Below are 15,680 nucleotides of genomic sequence, written 5' to 3'. Positions count from 1 at the left end.
CGGGGGTCTGGGGGCGGCAGCCCCCAGGAACGGGACGGGAAGGGGCGGAGGGGGCGAAAAAACCCGCCCCCAGCCCCGTACACGTACAGGCGAAGGCCCCCGGGGCGGACAACACCGGGGGCCTTCGGACCAAGGAGGATCAGGACGCGGCTCAGACGGCCTCTGCAACCGCCCGCTGCGCCCCCGCGGCGTCCCCAGCCGCCCCCTCCTCGGCCGCCTTCGAGGATCCCGCCCCCTTCAGCGGAACCTCCTTCACGAACACGGCGGCGACGAGCGCGACCACAGCCACCACCGCCCCCAGCAGGAACGCCGAGTGCGTCCCGGAGGACACCGCGAACTGATACGCCTCCCGCGCCGCAGCCGGCAGCTTCGCCAGACTCGCCGCGTCGAGCTGCGCGGACTGCTCGGTCACCTTGGACCCGATCGCCCCGGCCCGCTCGGCCATCTCGTGCTGCACCCGGTTGTTGAACAGCGCGCCCATGATCGCGACGCCGAAGGAGGAGCCGAGCGTACGGGCGAGCGTGCTCGTAGAGGACGCGACGCCCATGTCCTTCATCTCGACGCTGTTCTGCGCGACCAGCATGGTGATCTGCATCAGGCATCCCATGCCGGCGCCGAGAACGGCCATGTACACCCCGGACGTCAGCCGGGTCGTGTCCGTGTCCATCTGCGAGAGCAGGAAGAGACCCACCGCCATCAGCACACTGCCTGCGACCGGAAACACCTTGTACCGACCGGAGTTGGTGGTGACCCGCCCCGCCACCATCGAGGTGACGAGCATCGCGCCGAGCATCGGGAGCAGCAGCAGACCGGAGTTGGTCGCGGAAGCGCCCTGCACCGACTGCTGGTAGAGCGGAAGGAAGAGCGTCGCCCCGAACATCACGAAGCCGGTGATGAAGGCGATGATCGACATGAGGGTGAAGTTGCGGCTGCGGAAGATGTGCAGCGGCACGACCGGCGCCGCGGCCTTGGTCTGCACGAACACGAACCCGACGAGCGCGGCGACACCGATGCCGATGAGCTCCATGATCCGGGCGGAGCCCCAGGCGTACTCGCTGCCGCCCCAGGTGGTGACGAGCACGATGGACGTGATGCCGACAGTCAGCAGCCCCGCGCCCAGATAGTCGATCCGCCCCTCGACCCGCTTCTTCGGCAGGTGCAGTACGGCGCTGATCGCGAGGAGCGCGACGACACCGAGCGGCAGGTTGATGTAGAAGGACCAGCGCCAGCCCCAGTGGTCGGTGATGGTGCCGCCGACGAGCGGTCCGGCGATCATGGCGAGTGCCATCACGCCGGCCATCATGCCCTGGTACTTACCGCGCTCCCGCGGCGGAATGAGGTCCCCGATGATCGCCATGACGCCGACCATCAGACCGCCGGCGCCGAGCCCCTGAATCGCACGGAACCCGATCAACTGCCCCATGTCCTGGGCCATACCGCTCAGCGCGGACCCGATCAGGAAGATCACGATCGAGGTCATGAAGGCGCCCTTGCGCCCGTACATGTCGCCGAGCTTGCCCCAGATGGGGGTGGAGGCCGCGGTCGCGAGGGTGTACGCCGTCACCACCCACGACAGGTGTTCAAGTCCCCCCAGTTCGCCGACGATCGTCGGCATCGCGGTGCCCACGATCATGTTGTCGAGCATCGCCAGCATCATCGCGACCATGAGCGCGAACAGGACGACGCGCACGCTGCGAGGTTGTTTCTCGGGTTCTACTGCCACTTCGGTCTTGTCCGCCATCGTTCCCACTCCCCTGGTACAGCCGCGCCAGATGCAGCTGCCTCCGCCGACTACTTACTTGCCGCCCGGCAAGTTGACTACACTGGGAAAGTAGCCTCGCAACTAGCCGGTCGTCAAGTAAGTTTTGCTGGGCTTTACCAGCCGGTCGACCGGTAAGTTTTCAGGGAGCGCGAGGACCACGAGAATGGGCGGCACCATGGACGGCATCAAGCGACAGCGCCGCGGGGACACCCGCCAGCGCATCCAGGACGTGGCCCTCGAACTCTTCTCCGAGCAGGGCTACGAGAAGACCTCGCTGCGCGAGATCGCCGAGCACCTCGACGTCACGAAGGCGGCGCTCTACTACCACTTCAAGACCAAGGAAGAGATCCTCATCAGCCTCTTCCAGGACCTGACGCGACCGCTGGACGAACTGATCGAGTGGGGCGCGCAGCAGCCGCACACCCTGGAGACCAAGACGGAGGTCCTGCGCCGCTACAGCGAGGCCCTCACCGGCGCCGCCCCGCTCTTCCGCTTCATGCAGGAGAACCAGGCGACGGTACGGGAGCTCAGCATCGGCGAGTCGTTCAAGGACCGCATGCTCAGCATGCTCGACATCATCAAGGAGCCGGAGTCACCGCTGACCGACCAGGTCCGCTGCATCAGCGCGCTGTTCACGATGCACGCCGGGATGTTCGTCCTCAAGGACGTCGAAGGCGACCCCGAGGACAAGCGCAAGGCGGTCCTAGAGGTCGCGATCGATCTGGTGACGCGGGCGCACGGAGGCGCTGCCGCTTCCTGACGTGTCCTAGACGGTGACGCCCTTGGCGCGCAGGAAGGCGACGGGGTCGACGGCGGACCCGTAGTTGGCGGTCGTACGGATCTCGAAGTGCAGGTGGGGTCCGCTGGAGTTGCCGGTGTTGCCGGAAAGCGCGATGCGCTGACCGGTGGCTACGACCTGACCGACCTTCACGTTGATCTTCGACAGGTGGGCGTACTGCGAGTAGGTCCCGTTGCCGTGCTTGATCACGATGGCGTTGCCGTACGCGGATCCGTCACCGGCGCCGTTGGCACCGGCCTTGACGACGGTACCGCCGTGCGCGGCGACGACCTTGGTACCGCTGGCCACGGCGAAGTCCTGCCCGGAGTGGGTGGACGACCACATGTTGCCGGCCTGGTTGAAGCTGGCGGACAGGGTGTACTTCTTCACCGGGTCGACCCAGGTGGCGGCCGTGGCCTTGGCGGCGGCGGTCTTCACCTGCGTGACGCTCGCCGCCGTGACGGCGCTGCTGCCGGCGGCGGCCGCGACTCCGGCGCCCAGCACGACCGAGGCGCCGAGACCGACGGCCAGGACGGCCGCCCGCGAGCGGATCAGGGACGTACGGGAGTGACGGGACGTGGCGCGCTTCGACATGGAGACCTCACGGGGAACGGGGACAGAAAGCCCACCCGAGGCACAGGCACCAACCGGATGGACCACACCTTGGTAACCCGCACCCCTGCCGACCCCCAAACAGCCGATCTACGATGGAAGGTCGTACTTGACCCTGAAACTTCCTGGTTCTTGACAGACGCCCCGCCACGTCGCGAATCTTCCGTATTTTTTCCCAGAAGGGTGGTTTAACCCCACTTCGAGCAGTCGCAGCCCATGGGAACGGCCACACTCGCCCGGCCCGGCCAGGGGTGCCGAAAGCCCTATCCGACCCCGAGACCAAAGGTCCGTTTTGTCCGCATGGCCCTCTCTACTATCCACCTTAGTAACGGACAAATCGCCTGTGCGTCATGTCACCGGGTACAGCAATCCGGGACCTCGGAAATGTGATGGGGGCCACGCGGCACGGGGTCACCGACGCACAGCCGTGAAACCTCGACCGGTTCGCCCACTCCCCCCAAAAAAACCACTCACCCCTCCCCCAACACCCCGTAAAATCGGTCTACTTGCGCCATGCCTGAGAGGTCCGGGGGGATCATGACCGCTACTACGCCGCGCACCGCATCCGATCTTGACGGCATCGAACTCGCCGACGCCATCGCCTCGGTCCGTGACCAGCTCATGGAAGCCGCGACACGGGCATCGGGCCAGCCCGTGTCTTTCGAAGTCGGCGCCATCGAGATGGAATTCACCCTCGAACTGCGCAAGGAGTCGAAGGGAAGCGGCAAGGTCAAGGCCTGGGTCGTCGAGGCGGGAGCCGACGCCTCACGCGCGACGGGCCGAACACATCGGGTCGCCTTCACCCTCACACCACGAGACGCGCGTACCAACGCCCCCTGGCAGGTCGGCAACGAGCGGCAGGGCAGCACCTCGGCATTCGGCCAGGTACCCAACCCACCCGCGGCACGATGACCCCGGCCGCCGGTCCGGCCGACCGGGCGGTGGTCGTGCTGGGGGAGACGCAGGGCAGCGGAGTCGCGCTCAACAGCCGTCTGGTCCTCACCTGCGCCCACGTCATCGGTGGCAGCGCGACGGCTGAGATCGCCCACCCGGACCGCCCGGAGCCGATCAACGCCCACGTCATCTGGCGCCACCCCGGGCTGGACGCGGCCCTGCTGCTCGCGGACGCCGTTCTGCCCTGCACCTCCCACGTCCGCATCGGGCACCTGGACACCACCCAGCCGCTTCCCCACTGCGAGGCCATCGGATATCCGGACATCCAGCGCCGGGGCACGGAGGGCCACCTCGCCTCCGATCAGTACGCGGGCACGGTACTGCCGGCCGCGGCCCGCCCCCGCTCCGTCCTCACCTTCGCCTTCGACCAGCCGCCCGCCGCCGAACTCCCCGACGGCCCCTCCCCGTTGGCAGGCCTGTCCGGGGCGCCCGTCTTCGCGGGCGACGTCCTGCTCGGCATCGTCACGGCCATTCCCCGGGGCCGCGGTCACCTCCGCGCCGAGGGCACCCTGATCAGTGACCTGGCAGAGATGCCGTACGACCAGCCGCACAGCGAGCTGATCAGTCACCACCATCCGCTGGACCGCCAGTACGAGACGGAGTACGCGCAGGCCATCAGCGCCGCCTACCGCAACACCAAGATCTTCGGCCTCGACGATCTCACTCGGCGCGAATCCGAATGGGACCTGGACACCGCGTATCTGAGCCTGGAGGCGACGACCCGCATCTCCGAGGCCGAAGCACGCAACCTGAACACCACAACGACGCGGCAGCGGTCGTCCCGGACGGACCGCACCCCGCAGCGCGTCGACACGCTCCTGTCCACCCGCCCCCGCGTCCTGCTGCGCGGTGACGCGGGTGCCGGCAAGACCACCCTGGTCTGGTGGCTGGCCGCCCACGCCGCCGCGGGCACCCACGGCCCCGGCCTGGCCGGGCTCAACGGCCTCGTGCCCCTCGTGGTGCCCCTGCGAACCCTGCGGGCCCATCGGGCCGACTTCCCTTCGCCGTCCCAACTCCCGCACGCCGCACGGCTGATGGTCGACGAGCCGCCGGACGGATGGGCGGGCCGAGTCCTGCACGCGGGACGCGCCCTGCTGCTCGTCGACGGACTCGACGAGGTCCCGCAGGCCGACCGCGACGAAGCGCATCGCTGGCTGTCCAGCCTGCTGCGGCGCTACCCGGGCACGCGCTGCGTCGCCACCGTACGCCCGCACGCCGTCGAGCCCGACTGGCTGGAGTCGGAGCAGTTCGAGGAGCTGCGCCTCCTGCCGATGCGCGACGACGACATCCAGACCTTCATCAAGGCCTGGCACCGCGCCGCCCGCCTGAACAAGGACGACCACAGGCTGCTGCGCGAGCTGGAGAAGGACCTGTCCCAGCAGTTCCGCCACAACGCCGCCCTCAGCGACCTGGCCCGCACCCCGCTCCTCTGCGCGGTCATCTGCGCGCTCCACCGCCGCCTTCAGGGCTTTCTGCCGGAGACCCGCTTCAAGCTGTACGAGTCGGCCCTGGAGATGCTCCTCGGCAACCGCGACAAGCGCCGACGAGTGGAAGCACCTGACGGCATCACCATGTCCGTCGAGGAGCATCATCAGATCCTCCAGCGCATCGCGGTCTGGCTGGTCCGCTGCGGCCAGTCCGAGTTCACCCGCGCCCAGGCCCGCCCCCAGCTCGAAGTCGCCCTCAAGGGCATGGAACGCGTACGTGAACAAGGCACCGTAGAGGCCGTCTTCACCCACCTCCTCAACCGCTCGGGTCTACTCCAGGAACGCGCCGAAGACTCCTACCAGTTCATCCACCGCACCTTCCAGGACTACCTCGCCGCAAAGGAACTCGTCGAGGGCAGCTACCTGAAAGAACTCGTCCGCAATGCCGACGACGAACTGTGGCAGGACGTCATCCTCCTGGCGTCGGGCCATTGCCGCCGCGAAATCCGGGAGTTGCTCACCGGACTCCTCGCCAAGGCGGAAGCCCTGGCCCCTTCCGATCGCCTGCGCACCCAGCTCCTCGTCCTCTCCGCCCTCTGTTCCGAACACGCGGCATGGCTGGAGACGGATCTGCGCGATCGCATCCGCGACCACATCATCGACGTCTTCTCGTCCTACAGCTCCGGCAGCTCCGCGGTGGAGGGCGGCCAACTGGTCCGGCTGGGGCCGTACCTCCTGCCGCTCCTGCCCCGGGCCGAGGAAATGGACGCCGCTCAGCAATACCGGGTCGCAAACCTTGTGGGCAGAATCGGGGGATCCGAGGCCATTCCCTATGCGCGTCACTTCGCCGCCGATCCACGGACGAGCACTGTGGCGATCTACAGGCTCAACGGCATGTGGGACAACTTCCCGGCCGAGGAGTACGCGCGCGAGGTCCTCGCACACGTCCCTCGGCTGTCCGCTCGTCCCTTGCCCGTGACGACCAAGGAGCAGCTGTCCCTGCTGCACCTGTTGCCCGGCGCCCAGAACCTTCGGCTCACCGGCCCCTTCTTCTCCGAGGAAATCCAGGCAGCGCGGCTCCCGGAGGTCCGGATACTGACCCTGCGCAAAATGCCGGTCCTGGAAGACCTGGCCTTCCTCGGCGATCAGACAGAGTCCCTCAGGGCGCTGAGCCTGTCTTTGTGCCCCTCGCTCACAGACATCTCGCTGCTGGCCCGGATGTCTGCTCTGAGCTCCATCGATCTCCAACTCCCGCAGCTCCCCGCCCACGCACTGGAGTACGTACAAGCCGTCCCCGGTCTCAGGTCTCTGACGCTCACCACGGCCCACCTCACCGCGGTCGACTCCATCCCCGTCCACCCGACCGTCACCCGTCTCGAACTCCCCGTCGAACGACTGCTGGACACGACAGGCCTTGAAGCATGGGAGTCGCTCACCGACATCACCCTGCCCTTCCCGCTGTACCTCACCAAGTTCTGGGACTGCGTACGCGAGATGGACCGGGTCACTCACGTCAACACATCGGTTCACTCTCTGTCCGACCTGCGCCATCTGCGCCCGCTGCCCCGAGTCACGAACGTTTCGCTCACGGGGATCGTGGACTGGAGCGACACCGCCGTCCTGCCCTCGATGTTTCCGACACTCTCCAACCTGTCGCTCAGACTTCTTCCGAAGGGGCGCGGCGAGGAAGTGGATCTGCGCCCACTGCACTCACTGCCGGACCTCCAGTTGTCCCTCTCAAGTGCCTCCCCCGTGCACGTCATCGGAGGCGAACCCTTTGACATCCCGGCAGGTTTCACTGCGCGCTGACACGAAAAAGGGGACTGCCCCAGAACCGAAGTCCCAGGGCAGCCCCTCTGTTCCGTTCAGGCGAGCGCCGTAGCGCCTACGCCTCCTTGCTCAGGTTCGGCCCAGCACCGCCGGCCGCCTGCTCGATCGGCGGGACGTCGGGGAGCGCGGACTTCTCCTCGCCGCGGAAGGTGAACTTCTTCGCGTCACCCTCGCCCTCCGTGTCGACGACCACGATCTGGCCGGGGCGCAGCTCGCCGAAGAGGATCTTCTCGGAGAGCAGGTCCTCGATCTCGCGCTGGATCGTCCGGCGCAGCGGCCGGGCGCCCATGACGGGGTCGTAACCCTTCTTCGCGAGGAGCGACTTGGCGGTCGGGCTGAGCTCGAGGCCCATGTCCCGGTCCTTCAGCCGCTCGTCCACCTTGGCGATCATGAGGTCGACGATCTGGATGATGTCTTCCTCGGTGAGCTGGTGGAAGACCACCGTGTCGTCGACACGGTTCAGGAACTCCGGGCGGAAGTGCTGCTTCAGCTCGTCGTTGACCTTGACCTTCATGCGCTCGTAGTTGCTCTTGACGTCACCCGAGGCCGCGAAGCCGAGGTTGAAGCCCTTGGAGATGTCCCGGGTGCCGAGGTTGGTCGTCATGATGATGACCGTGTTCTTGAAGTCCACAACCCGGCCCTGGGAGTCGGTCAGGCGACCGTCCTCCAGGATCTGGAGAAGCGAGTTGAAGATGTCCGGGTGAGCCTTTTCGACCTCGTCGAAGAGAACCACCGAGAACGGCTTCCGACGCACCTTCTCCGTCAGCTGGCCACCCTCTTCGTAACCCACGTAACCGGGGGGCGAACCGAAGAGACGTGACACCGTGTGCTTCTCGCTGAACTCCGACATGTCGAGGGAGATCAGCGCGTCCTCGTCACCGAAGAGGAACTCGGCCAGGGTCTTGGAGAGTTCCGTCTTACCGACACCCGACGGGCCCGCGAAGATGAACGAACCACCGGGACGCTTCGGGTCCTTCAGACCCGCTCGCGTACGACGGATCGCCTGCGAGAGCGCCTTGATGGCGTCCTTCTGGCCGATGACCCGCTTGTGGAGCTCGTCCTCCATGCGCAGCAGACGCGAGGACTCCTCCTCGGTCAGCTTGAAGACCGGGATGCCGGTGGCGGTCGCGAGGACCTCGGCGATCAGCTCGCCGTCGACCTCGGCGACGACGTCCATGTCGCCGGCCTTCCACTCCTTCTCCCGCTTGGCCTTGGCGGCCAGGAGCTGCTTCTCCTTGTCGCGGAGGGAGGCGGCCTTCTCGAAGTCCTGCGAATCGATCGCGGACTCCTTGTCGCGGCGCACGCCCGCGATCTTCTCGTCGAACTCGCGGAGGTCCGGCGGAGCGGTCATCCGGCGGATGCGCATCCGGGAGCCCGCCTCGTCGATCAGGTCGATCGCCTTGTCCGGGAGGAACCGGTCGGAGATGTAGCGGTCCGCGAGCGTCGCGGCCTGCACCAGAGCCTCGTCCGTGATGGAGACGCGGTGGTGGGCCTCGTAGCGGTCCCGCAGTCCCTTGAGGATCTCGATCGTGTGGGGGAGGGAAGGCTCCGCCACCTGGATCGGCTGGAAGCGGCGCTCGAGGGCCGCGTCCTTCTCGAGGTGCTTGCGGTACTCGTCCAGAGTCGTCGCACCGATGGTCTGCAGCTCGCCACGGGCCAGCATCGGCTTCAGGATCGAAGCCGCGTCGATGGCGCCCTCGGCGGCACCCGCACCGACCAGCGTGTGCAGCTCGTCGATGAACAGGATGATGTCGCCGCGGGTGCGGATCTCCTTGAGCACCTTCTTGAGGCGCTCCTCGAAGTCACCGCGGTAGCGGGAGCCGGCGACCAGCGCGCCGAGGTCCAGGGTGTAGAGGTGCTTGTCCTTGAGGGTCTCGGGCACCTCGCCCTTGACGATGGCCTGGGCGAGGCCCTCGACGACGGCGGTCTTGCCGACGCCGGGCTCACCGATCAGGACCGGGTTGTTCTTCGTACGGCGGGACAGCACCTGCATGACCCGCTCGATCTCCTTCTCGCGCCCGATGACCGGGTCGAGCTTGGACTCACGAGCGGCCTGGGTGAGGTTCCGGCCGAACTGGTCGAGGACCAGGGACGTGGAGGGGGTGCCCTCGGCAGGACCGCCTGCGGTGGCGGTCTCCTTGCCCTGGTAGCCGGAGAGCAGCTGGATGACCTGCTGCCGCACCCGGTTGAGGTCTGCGCCCAGCTTGACCAGGACCTGGGCGGCGACGCCCTCGCCCTCACGGATCAGGCCGAGCAGGATGTGCTCCGTGCCGATGTAGTTGTGGCCCAGCTGAAGGGCCTCGCGGAGCGACAGCTCCAGGACCTTCTTGGCACGGGGGGTGAAGGGGATGTGCCCGGACGGGGCCTGCTGACCCTGCCCGATGATCTCCTCCACCTGCTGGCGGACCGCCTCGAGCGAAATCCCGAGGCTCTCCAGGGCCTTAGCGGCGACACCCTCACCCTCGTGGATCAGGCCCAGGAGGATGTGCTCGGTGCCGATGTAGTTGTGGTTGAGCATCCGGGCTTCTTCCTGAGCCAGGACGACAACCCGCCGCGCGCGGTCGGTGAACCTCTCGAACATCGTTAATCGCTCCTCAGAGCGGTCAGGCAGTAAGGGGACGCTCCCCTCCCTGTCCTTCCGCAGCTTAGTCCCGCAAGCGGGGACCGCTCATTCCAACTGCCGACACCGTCCTTGGCCTCCTGACCCCGAACGCCGACATCTGCTCCAACCTGATGGTGCGAGACGATGTTCCCGCAGGCCAGGCAGATACCCTCTCCAGCTGTACGCCGATGGCGAACGTGAGATGCCCGAGCCATGCGTGTCGCCCCTCCCACTAGGGATGTCTTACCCGTACGCACTGACACTCCATGCCACGCACGCCGGTTCCCTCCGCTACGGGCGAACACCCTTGCGCCGCCGATCACCCCCGCACGCCCCTTTTTCCCGCACTCTGTGCGTTCACCGGAACACCCAGCGTAACTCCGGAGCCTTTCCGGCGGTTGCTCCTGGCATGGTTCACACCGTTCCCCTCCCCCGTCGGCCGCTCGACGATCCGAGCGATGCGGTGCAGCAGTGGTACGAGAACGAACTCGGCTGGGCGACAGTGCCCGGGACACCGGTACGGCTTGCCACCGGCCTGCGCTTCGACGTCCTGGACGTGCCGGCGGAGGCGGGGTACGCGGCGCTGCGGCACCTGGGCCCCGGGTCTCCGGTGGCGCTTGACCGAGGGCACCGCGCGCGTGGGGAGCGGATGCGGTTCCTGGTGGCCGCGGGGAGCGCGGACGAGCTGCCGGGGCTGCTCGACTGGCTGGAGTGGGGAGCCCTCACGCTGGACCTCAGGGCGATCGGCGCGGGCGGGAGCATTCAGGCTCCACCGCCACCTGCTGTTCGACCGCCGGGAATGCCCGAGGATTCACCGGGTCCGGGTTGTTCACGGAGGCCCAGTACTCAAGAAGCCGGTCCACGGGGGCCGGGTAGGAAAGAGGCCGGTCCGCAGAGGCCCGACACACAAGAGGCCAGTCCACAGGGGGCCGCTGTCTGGCTGCGGCCCCCCGAGCCTGGCTGCGAGGTCGAAGCCTCGCTGCCGACACTGTCGGCGTTTTCGGCGCTGCCGGCATGGCCGGCCGTGGGGGGCGTTGGGGGCGCCCCCAACCTCGTACGACTCGTCGACACGATGGCGACGCAATGCCACCGGGTACGGCTGCGGCGCGCGTGCGCTCAGCCGTTGGCCTTCTCGTAGGCCTCACGAATGGTCGCGGGAACTCGGCCACGGTCATTGACCTCGAAGCCGTTCTCCTTCGCCCACGCGCGGATCTGCGCGGTGTCCTGGCTGCCACCGGAAGCGACGCGGGTCTTTCCGCGCGCCCCCGAAGCGCGGCCTCCGGTACGGCGGCCACCCTTCACGTAGGCGTCGAGAAGACCACGGAGCTTGTCCGCATTGGCGGTCGTGAGATCGATTTCGTACGTCTTGCCGTCCAACGCGAACGTCACGGTCTCGTCCGCCTCGCCACCGTCGAGGTCGTCGACAAGAAGGACCTGAACCTTCTGTGCCACCGGATTTCCTTTCATCGATAACTTCAGGGCCGAGGGACTACAGCGTCTGCCGCTGTTTCACGGCCCCTGTTATATGCAGTACTGCAGTACGTCGGAAAGCAAACCGCTTTTGCTGGAAAAACACAAACCCCTGGAGGAGACCGACAGGGCAGTGGTAGACCGGAAACGTGCGCGTTTCGGACATAGGGAACCTGGGCAGGGCGTTCAAACCGGAATAGTTGTCGGCGATCACAGATGCAGAAGCATCCGGCTGTTGCCCAAGGTGTTCGGTTTCACTCGTTCGAGACCGAGGAACTCCGCCACGCCCTCGTCATAGGAACGCAGTAGCTCGGCGTAGACATCGGTGTCAACGGGTGTCTCACCGATCTCCACGAAGCCGTGCTTCGCGAAGAAGTCCACTTCGAAGGTCAGACAGAAAACGCGTCGAACGCCGAGCCAGCGGGCGGTCTGCAGCAACTTCTCCAGCAACTGATGACCGACACCGGCACCCTTGACCACGGGGTTCACGGCGAGAGTGCGGACTTCCGCGAGGTCTTCCCACATCACGTGCAGCGCACCGCAGCCGACCACCTCGGCGTTGTCGTCCCGTTCCGCGACCCAGAACTCCTGGATGTCCTCGTAAAGCGTCACCGTCGCTTTGTCGAGCAGGATGCGGCGCCGGACGTTCGCGTCAAGGAGCCGGCGCACGGCCGGGACATCGCTGGTCCTGGCCCGCCGGACGGTGATGGCTTTCGAGACGGCTACGGGGAGTTCTGACGGAGGCTTCGCCGGAAGCTCCGCGGGATGCTCTGCTGGCATGAGCGGACGCTATCGCCCGCTGTCGTCCCGGTCGGAGCCGGGGTTCTCGCCGGGCGACTTCTCCGCCTCGGGCGTTTCCGGTCCTTGGACCATACGCACGGCGTCGCGCAGCGCATGTCGCTGTTCCTCGCTCATCATGCCGAAGAACGCGACGAGAGCGGCCGCCGGGTTGTCGCTCTGTGACCAGGCGTCGTTCATCAACGCCGCCGCGTAGGCGGCACGTGTGGAGACCGCCTCATATCGATAGGCCCGGCCTTCGGCTTCGCGGCGCACCCAGCCCTTCTGATGGAGATTGTCCAAAACGGTCATCACCGTGGTGTAGGCGATGGACCGTTCCTGCTGAAGGTCTTCCAGGACTTCTCGAACGGTCACCGGGCGGTTCCACTTCCACACCCGCGTCATGACCGAGTCTTCGAGTTCTCCCAATGGGCGAGGCACAGCTCAGAACAATAGTGGGAGATCGGCAACAAAAAGGGCGTACGACTCGAAAAACGTATGAGTCGTACGCCGATGAGTTGTCCCGGTGTGGGCCGGGTGTTCAGTTCTCGGTGTCCCGGGAGGCCTGACGGGCGCTCTCCGCGCGCGCGAGGGCGGCGTCGACGACCCCGTCCTCCTTGGCCTTGTTGGCCCCGCCCTGGCTCTTCACGATCGTCACGATCAGCCCGATGAAGAACGCGGCCATCACTACGGGGGGCACGAGCGCGGAGACATAGTCCATGCCCCCAGCGTAGCTACCCCGCCGCGAGCTGTTGAGGGGGGTTCGCCGGTGGTGGTGCGGGTTTGCGCTTCGGGGGGAAGACCTCGCCCGGGGTGGGGATGGGGCGATCCGGGCTCGGGGTCTTGGCCGGAGGCCGGGACCCTGGGCCGGTGGCCGGTTTCTCCGCGGGTTTCTTGGCGCCCTCCTCCGAGGCCAGGCCGCCGGGGAGGGCGAGGAGGCGGGTGCGGGACGGCGGGACGGCGAGGGCGGACAGGCGGGCGCGTACGTCCTGCTCGGCGAGCATGCGGCAGCGGTCCAGGAGGGTGGCCGCGGCGGGGTTGCCGCGCAGGGCCCGGAGAGCGGCGAGGTCGTCGGGGTTCGGGCGGTAGCCGCTGCCGAGCGCCTCCTCCAGGAGCAGGAGGTAGCCGGCCGCGGTGCCGGGCAGCGCGGCCCGGTAGCGGGCGAGGTCGGCCACCAGGAAGGCCCGGAGCCTGGCTCCCTCGCGGGCCGCCTCGTCGACGGACTCTGCGAGACGGAGACAGTCCTGGACGTCCTCGGCCGAGACGGGGCTGGGGTGAAGGGCGAGGGCGAGAGCGCGACGGAGCACACGCAGCTCCTCCGCACCGAACGCCATGCCGCCGCGGGATCCGTATGGCGTGGGCATGCGGCGACGATACGCGCTAATCAGACAAAACGCGCATAAGGCGTGGGTGTGGCGCGCCTCCCCTGGCCGGGGCTGCAGTCTTCAGCCCGGGCCGGGAGAGGAATCTTCAGCCCATCCGGCGTTTGAGGACGAGGCGGCGCCATCCCGATCCCCCACCCACCCGCGGGGGCGGCCGTTTCAGTCCGTCCGGCGTTCGAGGGCGAGCGCGTCAGCGCGATACGGGGGTCTGGGGGCGGCAGCCCCCAGGTACGGGACGGGTAGGGGCGGAGGGGGCGAAAAAACCCGACAGCGGCTCGGCCGCAGGCACTACGTACGCGACACGTTCCGCTCGTACACCAGCCGCAGCCCGATCAGCGTCAGCCACGGCTCGTGCTCGTCGATGACCGACGCCTCGCCGAGAACCATCGGCGCCAGGCCGCCCGTGGCGATGACGGTGACGTCGTCGGGATCGTCGGCGAGCTCGCGGGCCATGCGGTTGACGACGCCGTCGACCTGGCCGGCGAAGCCGTAGATGATGCCCGACTGCATGGCCTCGACGGTGTTCTTGCCGATGACGGTCCGCGGGCGGGCGATCTCGATCTTGCGGAGCTGGGCGCCCTTGACGCCGAGCGCCTCGACCGAGATCTCGATGCCCGGAGCGATCACACCACCCGCGTACTCGCCGCGCGCGGACACCGCGTCGAACGTCGTCGCCGTACCGAAGTCCACGACGATCGCCGGCCCCCCGTAGAGCTCGACCGCCGCCACCGCGTTGATGATGCGGTCGGCGCCGACCTCCTTGGGGTTGTCCATCAGGATCGGGACGCCGGTCTTGATGCCGGGTTCGACCAGCACGGCGGGCACGTCGCCGTAGTAGCGGCGCGTCACCTCCCGCAGCTCGTGCAGGACGGACGGGACCGTGGAGCAGATGGCGATGCCGTCGATGCCGTCGCCGAGTTCCTCGCCCAGGAGCGGGTGCATGCCCATCAGGCCCTGGAGGAGCACGGCGAGCTCATCGGCCGTGCGGCGGGCGTCCGTGGAGATGCGCCAGTGCTCGACGATCTCCTCCCCGTCGAAGAGGCCGAGGACGGTGTGCGTGTTGCCGACGTCGATCGTGAGCAGCATGGGTCCTACGCCGCCTCGTCCGTCGACGCTTCGCGCAGGTCCAGGCCGATGTCCAGGATCGGCGAGGAGTGCGTGAGGGCGCCCACCGCCAGGAAGTCGACGCCCGTCTTGGCGTACGCCTCGGCGTTGCCCAGGGTGAGGCGGCCCGAGGCCTCCAGGAGCGCGCGGCCGTCGACGAGCGCGACGGCCTCCTCGCACTCGACGGGCGTGAAGTTGTCCAGAAGGATCAGATCGGCGCCCGAGTCCAGGACCTCGCGGAGCTGGTCAAGGGTGTCGACCTCGACCTCGATCGGCACATCCGGGAAGGCCTCGCGTACGGCCTTGAAGGCCTGTGCCACGCCGCCCGCCGCGACCACGTGGTTGTCCTTGACCAGTGCCGCGTCCGAGAGGGACATGCGGTGGTTGACGCCGCCGCCGCAGCGCACCGCGAACTTCTCCAGGGAGCGCAGGCCCGGCGTCGTCTTGCGGGTGTCCCGCACACGGGCCTTGGTGCCCTCCAAGGCGTCCGCCCACGCGCGCGTGGCGGTCGCGATGCCGGACAGGCGGCACAGGAGGTTCAGCGCGCTGCGCTCGGCCGTCAGGAGGTCACGGGTGAGCGTGGTGACGGTCAGGAGCTTCTGGCCCGCCTCCACCCGGTCGCCGTCCTCGACGTGCCGCTCGACCGCGAACTCGTCCGTGCAGACCACGGAGATGACCGCCTCGGCCACCCGCAGGCCCGCGACGACACCGGCGTCGCGGGCGGTGAAGTCGGCGGTGGAGACGGCGTCCTCGGGGATGGTCGCGACGGTCGTCACGTCCACGCCGTGGTCGAGGTCCTCCTGGATGGCCACGTTCGCGATGTCCTCGACCTCCAGGGGGTCGAGTCCCGACTCGGCGAGGAGCTGGGCGAGCGCGGGGTCGAGGCCGCACTCCAGGTACGTCTCGTCCGCGTCGGCGCCGCAGCCGCAGCCGTCGCCGCAGCCGCCGCTCTGGACGAGGGGAAGGTCGGGGGTGCTCACTT

Annotated in this window: 14 protein-coding genes; 4 read left to right on the top strand and 10 right to left on the bottom strand. The window is 67.8% G+C overall.

Annotation, left to right across the window (positions count from 1 at the left end; all coding sequences use genetic code 11):
• Positions 1-151 precede the first annotated feature (151 nt).
• Positions 152-1,741, bottom strand: coding sequence for an MDR family MFS transporter (locus tag OG219_RS27065; RefSeq protein ID WP_266830659.1), 1,590 nt, complete (start codon positions 1,739-1,741; stop codon positions 152-154).
• Between the two features lie 184 nt (positions 1,742-1,925).
• On the opposite strand from OG219_RS27065, the gene OG219_RS27060 reads away from it, so the two are divergent.
• Positions 1,926-2,522 carry a TetR/AcrR family transcriptional regulator gene (locus OG219_RS27060; RefSeq protein WP_266830657.1) on the top strand — a complete coding sequence of 199 codons (597 nt, stop codon included), beginning with the start codon at positions 1,926-1,928 and terminating at the stop codon, positions 2,520-2,522.
• Between the two features lie 6 nt (positions 2,523-2,528).
• Here OG219_RS27060 and OG219_RS27055 read toward each other — a convergent pair whose 3' ends face one another.
• Positions 2,529-3,134, bottom strand: coding sequence for a M23 family metallopeptidase (locus tag OG219_RS27055; RefSeq protein ID WP_266830655.1), 606 nt, complete (start codon positions 3,132-3,134; stop codon positions 2,529-2,531).
• Between the two features lie 555 nt (positions 3,135-3,689).
• Here OG219_RS27055 and OG219_RS27050 point away from each other — a divergent pair.
• Positions 3,690-4,064 carry a trypco2 family protein gene (locus OG219_RS27050; RefSeq protein WP_266830653.1) on the top strand — a complete coding sequence of 125 codons (375 nt, stop codon included), beginning with the start codon at positions 3,690-3,692 and terminating at the stop codon, positions 4,062-4,064.
• The gene (locus tag OG219_RS27045) at positions 4,061-7,342 is read left to right on the top strand and encodes an NACHT domain-containing NTPase (protein ID WP_266830651.1); all 3,282 of its coding nucleotides are present in this window, start codon (positions 4,061-4,063) and stop codon (positions 7,340-7,342) included. The genes OG219_RS27050 and OG219_RS27045 overlap by 4 nt, the downstream gene beginning before the upstream one ends.
• Positions 7,343-7,418: 76 nt before the next feature.
• On the opposite strand, the gene OG219_RS27040 is transcribed toward OG219_RS27045, so the two are convergent.
• On the bottom strand, positions 7,419-9,944 hold the full coding sequence (locus OG219_RS27040) for an ATP-dependent Clp protease ATP-binding subunit (RefSeq protein ID WP_266830649.1): 2,526 nt from the start codon (positions 9,942-9,944) through the stop codon (positions 7,419-7,421).
• A 430-nt stretch (positions 9,945-10,374) separates the two neighbouring features.
• Here OG219_RS27040 and OG219_RS27035 point away from each other — a divergent pair, with 430 nt between their 5' ends.
• Entirely contained in the window at positions 10,375-11,103 is a 729-nt protein-coding gene (locus OG219_RS27035; RefSeq protein WP_266830647.1) for an SCO3374 family protein, read from the top strand.
• Here the strand turns inward: OG219_RS27035 and OG219_RS27030 are convergent.
• The 7 genes from OG219_RS27030 to nadC form a co-directional block, all read right to left on the bottom strand.
• The gene (locus OG219_RS27030) at positions 11,082-11,417 is read right to left on the bottom strand and encodes an Lsr2 family protein (protein ID WP_266830645.1); all 336 of its coding nucleotides are present in this window, start codon (positions 11,415-11,417) and stop codon (positions 11,082-11,084) included. The two genes, OG219_RS27035 and OG219_RS27030, sit on opposite strands and share 22 nt — an antisense overlap.
• 228 nt (positions 11,418-11,645) lie before the next feature.
• Complete coding sequence (locus OG219_RS27025; protein WP_266830643.1) at positions 11,646-12,215, bottom strand: amino-acid N-acetyltransferase; 570 nt, start codon at positions 12,213-12,215, stop codon at positions 11,646-11,648.
• A 9-nt stretch (positions 12,216-12,224) separates the two neighbouring features.
• Positions 12,225-12,641, bottom strand: coding sequence for a BlaI/MecI/CopY family transcriptional regulator (locus OG219_RS27020; RefSeq protein WP_266830641.1), 417 nt, complete (start codon positions 12,639-12,641; stop codon positions 12,225-12,227).
• A gap of 112 nt (positions 12,642-12,753) precedes the next feature.
• Entirely contained in the window at positions 12,754-12,933 is a 180-nt protein-coding gene (locus OG219_RS27015; RefSeq protein WP_266830639.1) for a hypothetical protein, read from the bottom strand.
• 13 nt (positions 12,934-12,946) lie between these two features.
• The gene (locus OG219_RS27010; protein WP_266836246.1) at positions 12,947-13,546 is read right to left on the bottom strand and encodes a hypothetical protein; all 600 of its coding nucleotides are present in this window, start codon (positions 13,544-13,546) and stop codon (positions 12,947-12,949) included.
• Positions 13,547-13,882: 336 nt separating this feature from the next.
• Entirely contained in the window at positions 13,883-14,680 is a 798-nt protein-coding gene (locus tag OG219_RS27005) for a type III pantothenate kinase (protein WP_266456992.1), read from the bottom strand.
• 5 nt (positions 14,681-14,685) lie between these two features.
• On the bottom strand, positions 14,686-15,678 hold the full coding sequence (nadC, locus tag OG219_RS27000) for a carboxylating nicotinate-nucleotide diphosphorylase (RefSeq protein ID WP_266836245.1): 993 nt from the start codon (positions 15,676-15,678) through the stop codon (positions 14,686-14,688).
• Positions 15,679-15,680 lie beyond the last annotated feature (2 nt).

Source organism: Streptomyces sp. NBC_00038 (assembly GCF_026343635.1).
Classification (GTDB): Bacteria; Actinomycetota; Actinomycetes; order Streptomycetales; family Streptomycetaceae; genus Streptomyces.
This window is presented reverse-complemented; position numbering and strand designations above follow the sequence as displayed.

What these genes read in the sequence shown, in the direction of transcription:
- OG219_RS27065 (WP_266830659.1), bottom strand. Translation starts at nt 1,741, where the DNA reads ATGGCGGACAAGACCGAAGTGGCAGTAGAACCCGAGAAACAACCTCGC.
- OG219_RS27060 (WP_266830657.1), top strand. Translation starts at nt 1,926, where the DNA reads ATGGGCGGCACCATGGACGGCATCAAGCGACAGCGCCGCGGGGACACC.
- OG219_RS27055 (WP_266830655.1), bottom strand. Translation starts at nt 3,134, where the DNA reads ATGTCGAAGCGCGCCACGTCCCGTCACTCCCGTACGTCCCTGATCCGC.
- OG219_RS27050 (WP_266830653.1), top strand. Translation starts at nt 3,690, where the DNA reads ATGACCGCTACTACGCCGCGCACCGCATCCGATCTTGACGGCATCGAA.
- OG219_RS27045 (WP_266830651.1), top strand. Translation starts at nt 4,061, where the DNA reads ATGACCCCGGCCGCCGGTCCGGCCGACCGGGCGGTGGTCGTGCTGGGG.
- OG219_RS27040 (WP_266830649.1), bottom strand. Translation starts at nt 9,944, where the DNA reads ATGTTCGAGAGGTTCACCGACCGCGCGCGGCGGGTTGTCGTCCTGGCT.
- OG219_RS27035 (WP_266830647.1), top strand. Translation starts at nt 10,375, where the DNA reads ATGGTTCACACCGTTCCCCTCCCCCGTCGGCCGCTCGACGATCCGAGC.
- OG219_RS27025 (WP_266830643.1), bottom strand. Translation starts at nt 12,215, where the DNA reads ATGCCAGCAGAGCATCCCGCGGAGCTTCCGGCGAAGCCTCCGTCAGAA.
- OG219_RS27015 (WP_266830639.1), bottom strand. Translation starts at nt 12,933, where the DNA reads ATGGACTATGTCTCCGCGCTCGTGCCCCCCGTAGTGATGGCCGCGTTC.
- OG219_RS27010 (WP_266836246.1), bottom strand. Translation starts at nt 13,546, where the DNA reads ATGGCGTTCGGTGCGGAGGAGCTGCGTGTGCTCCGTCGCGCTCTCGCC.
- OG219_RS27005 (WP_266456992.1), bottom strand. Translation starts at nt 14,680, where the DNA reads ATGCTGCTCACGATCGACGTCGGCAACACGCACACCGTCCTCGGCCTC.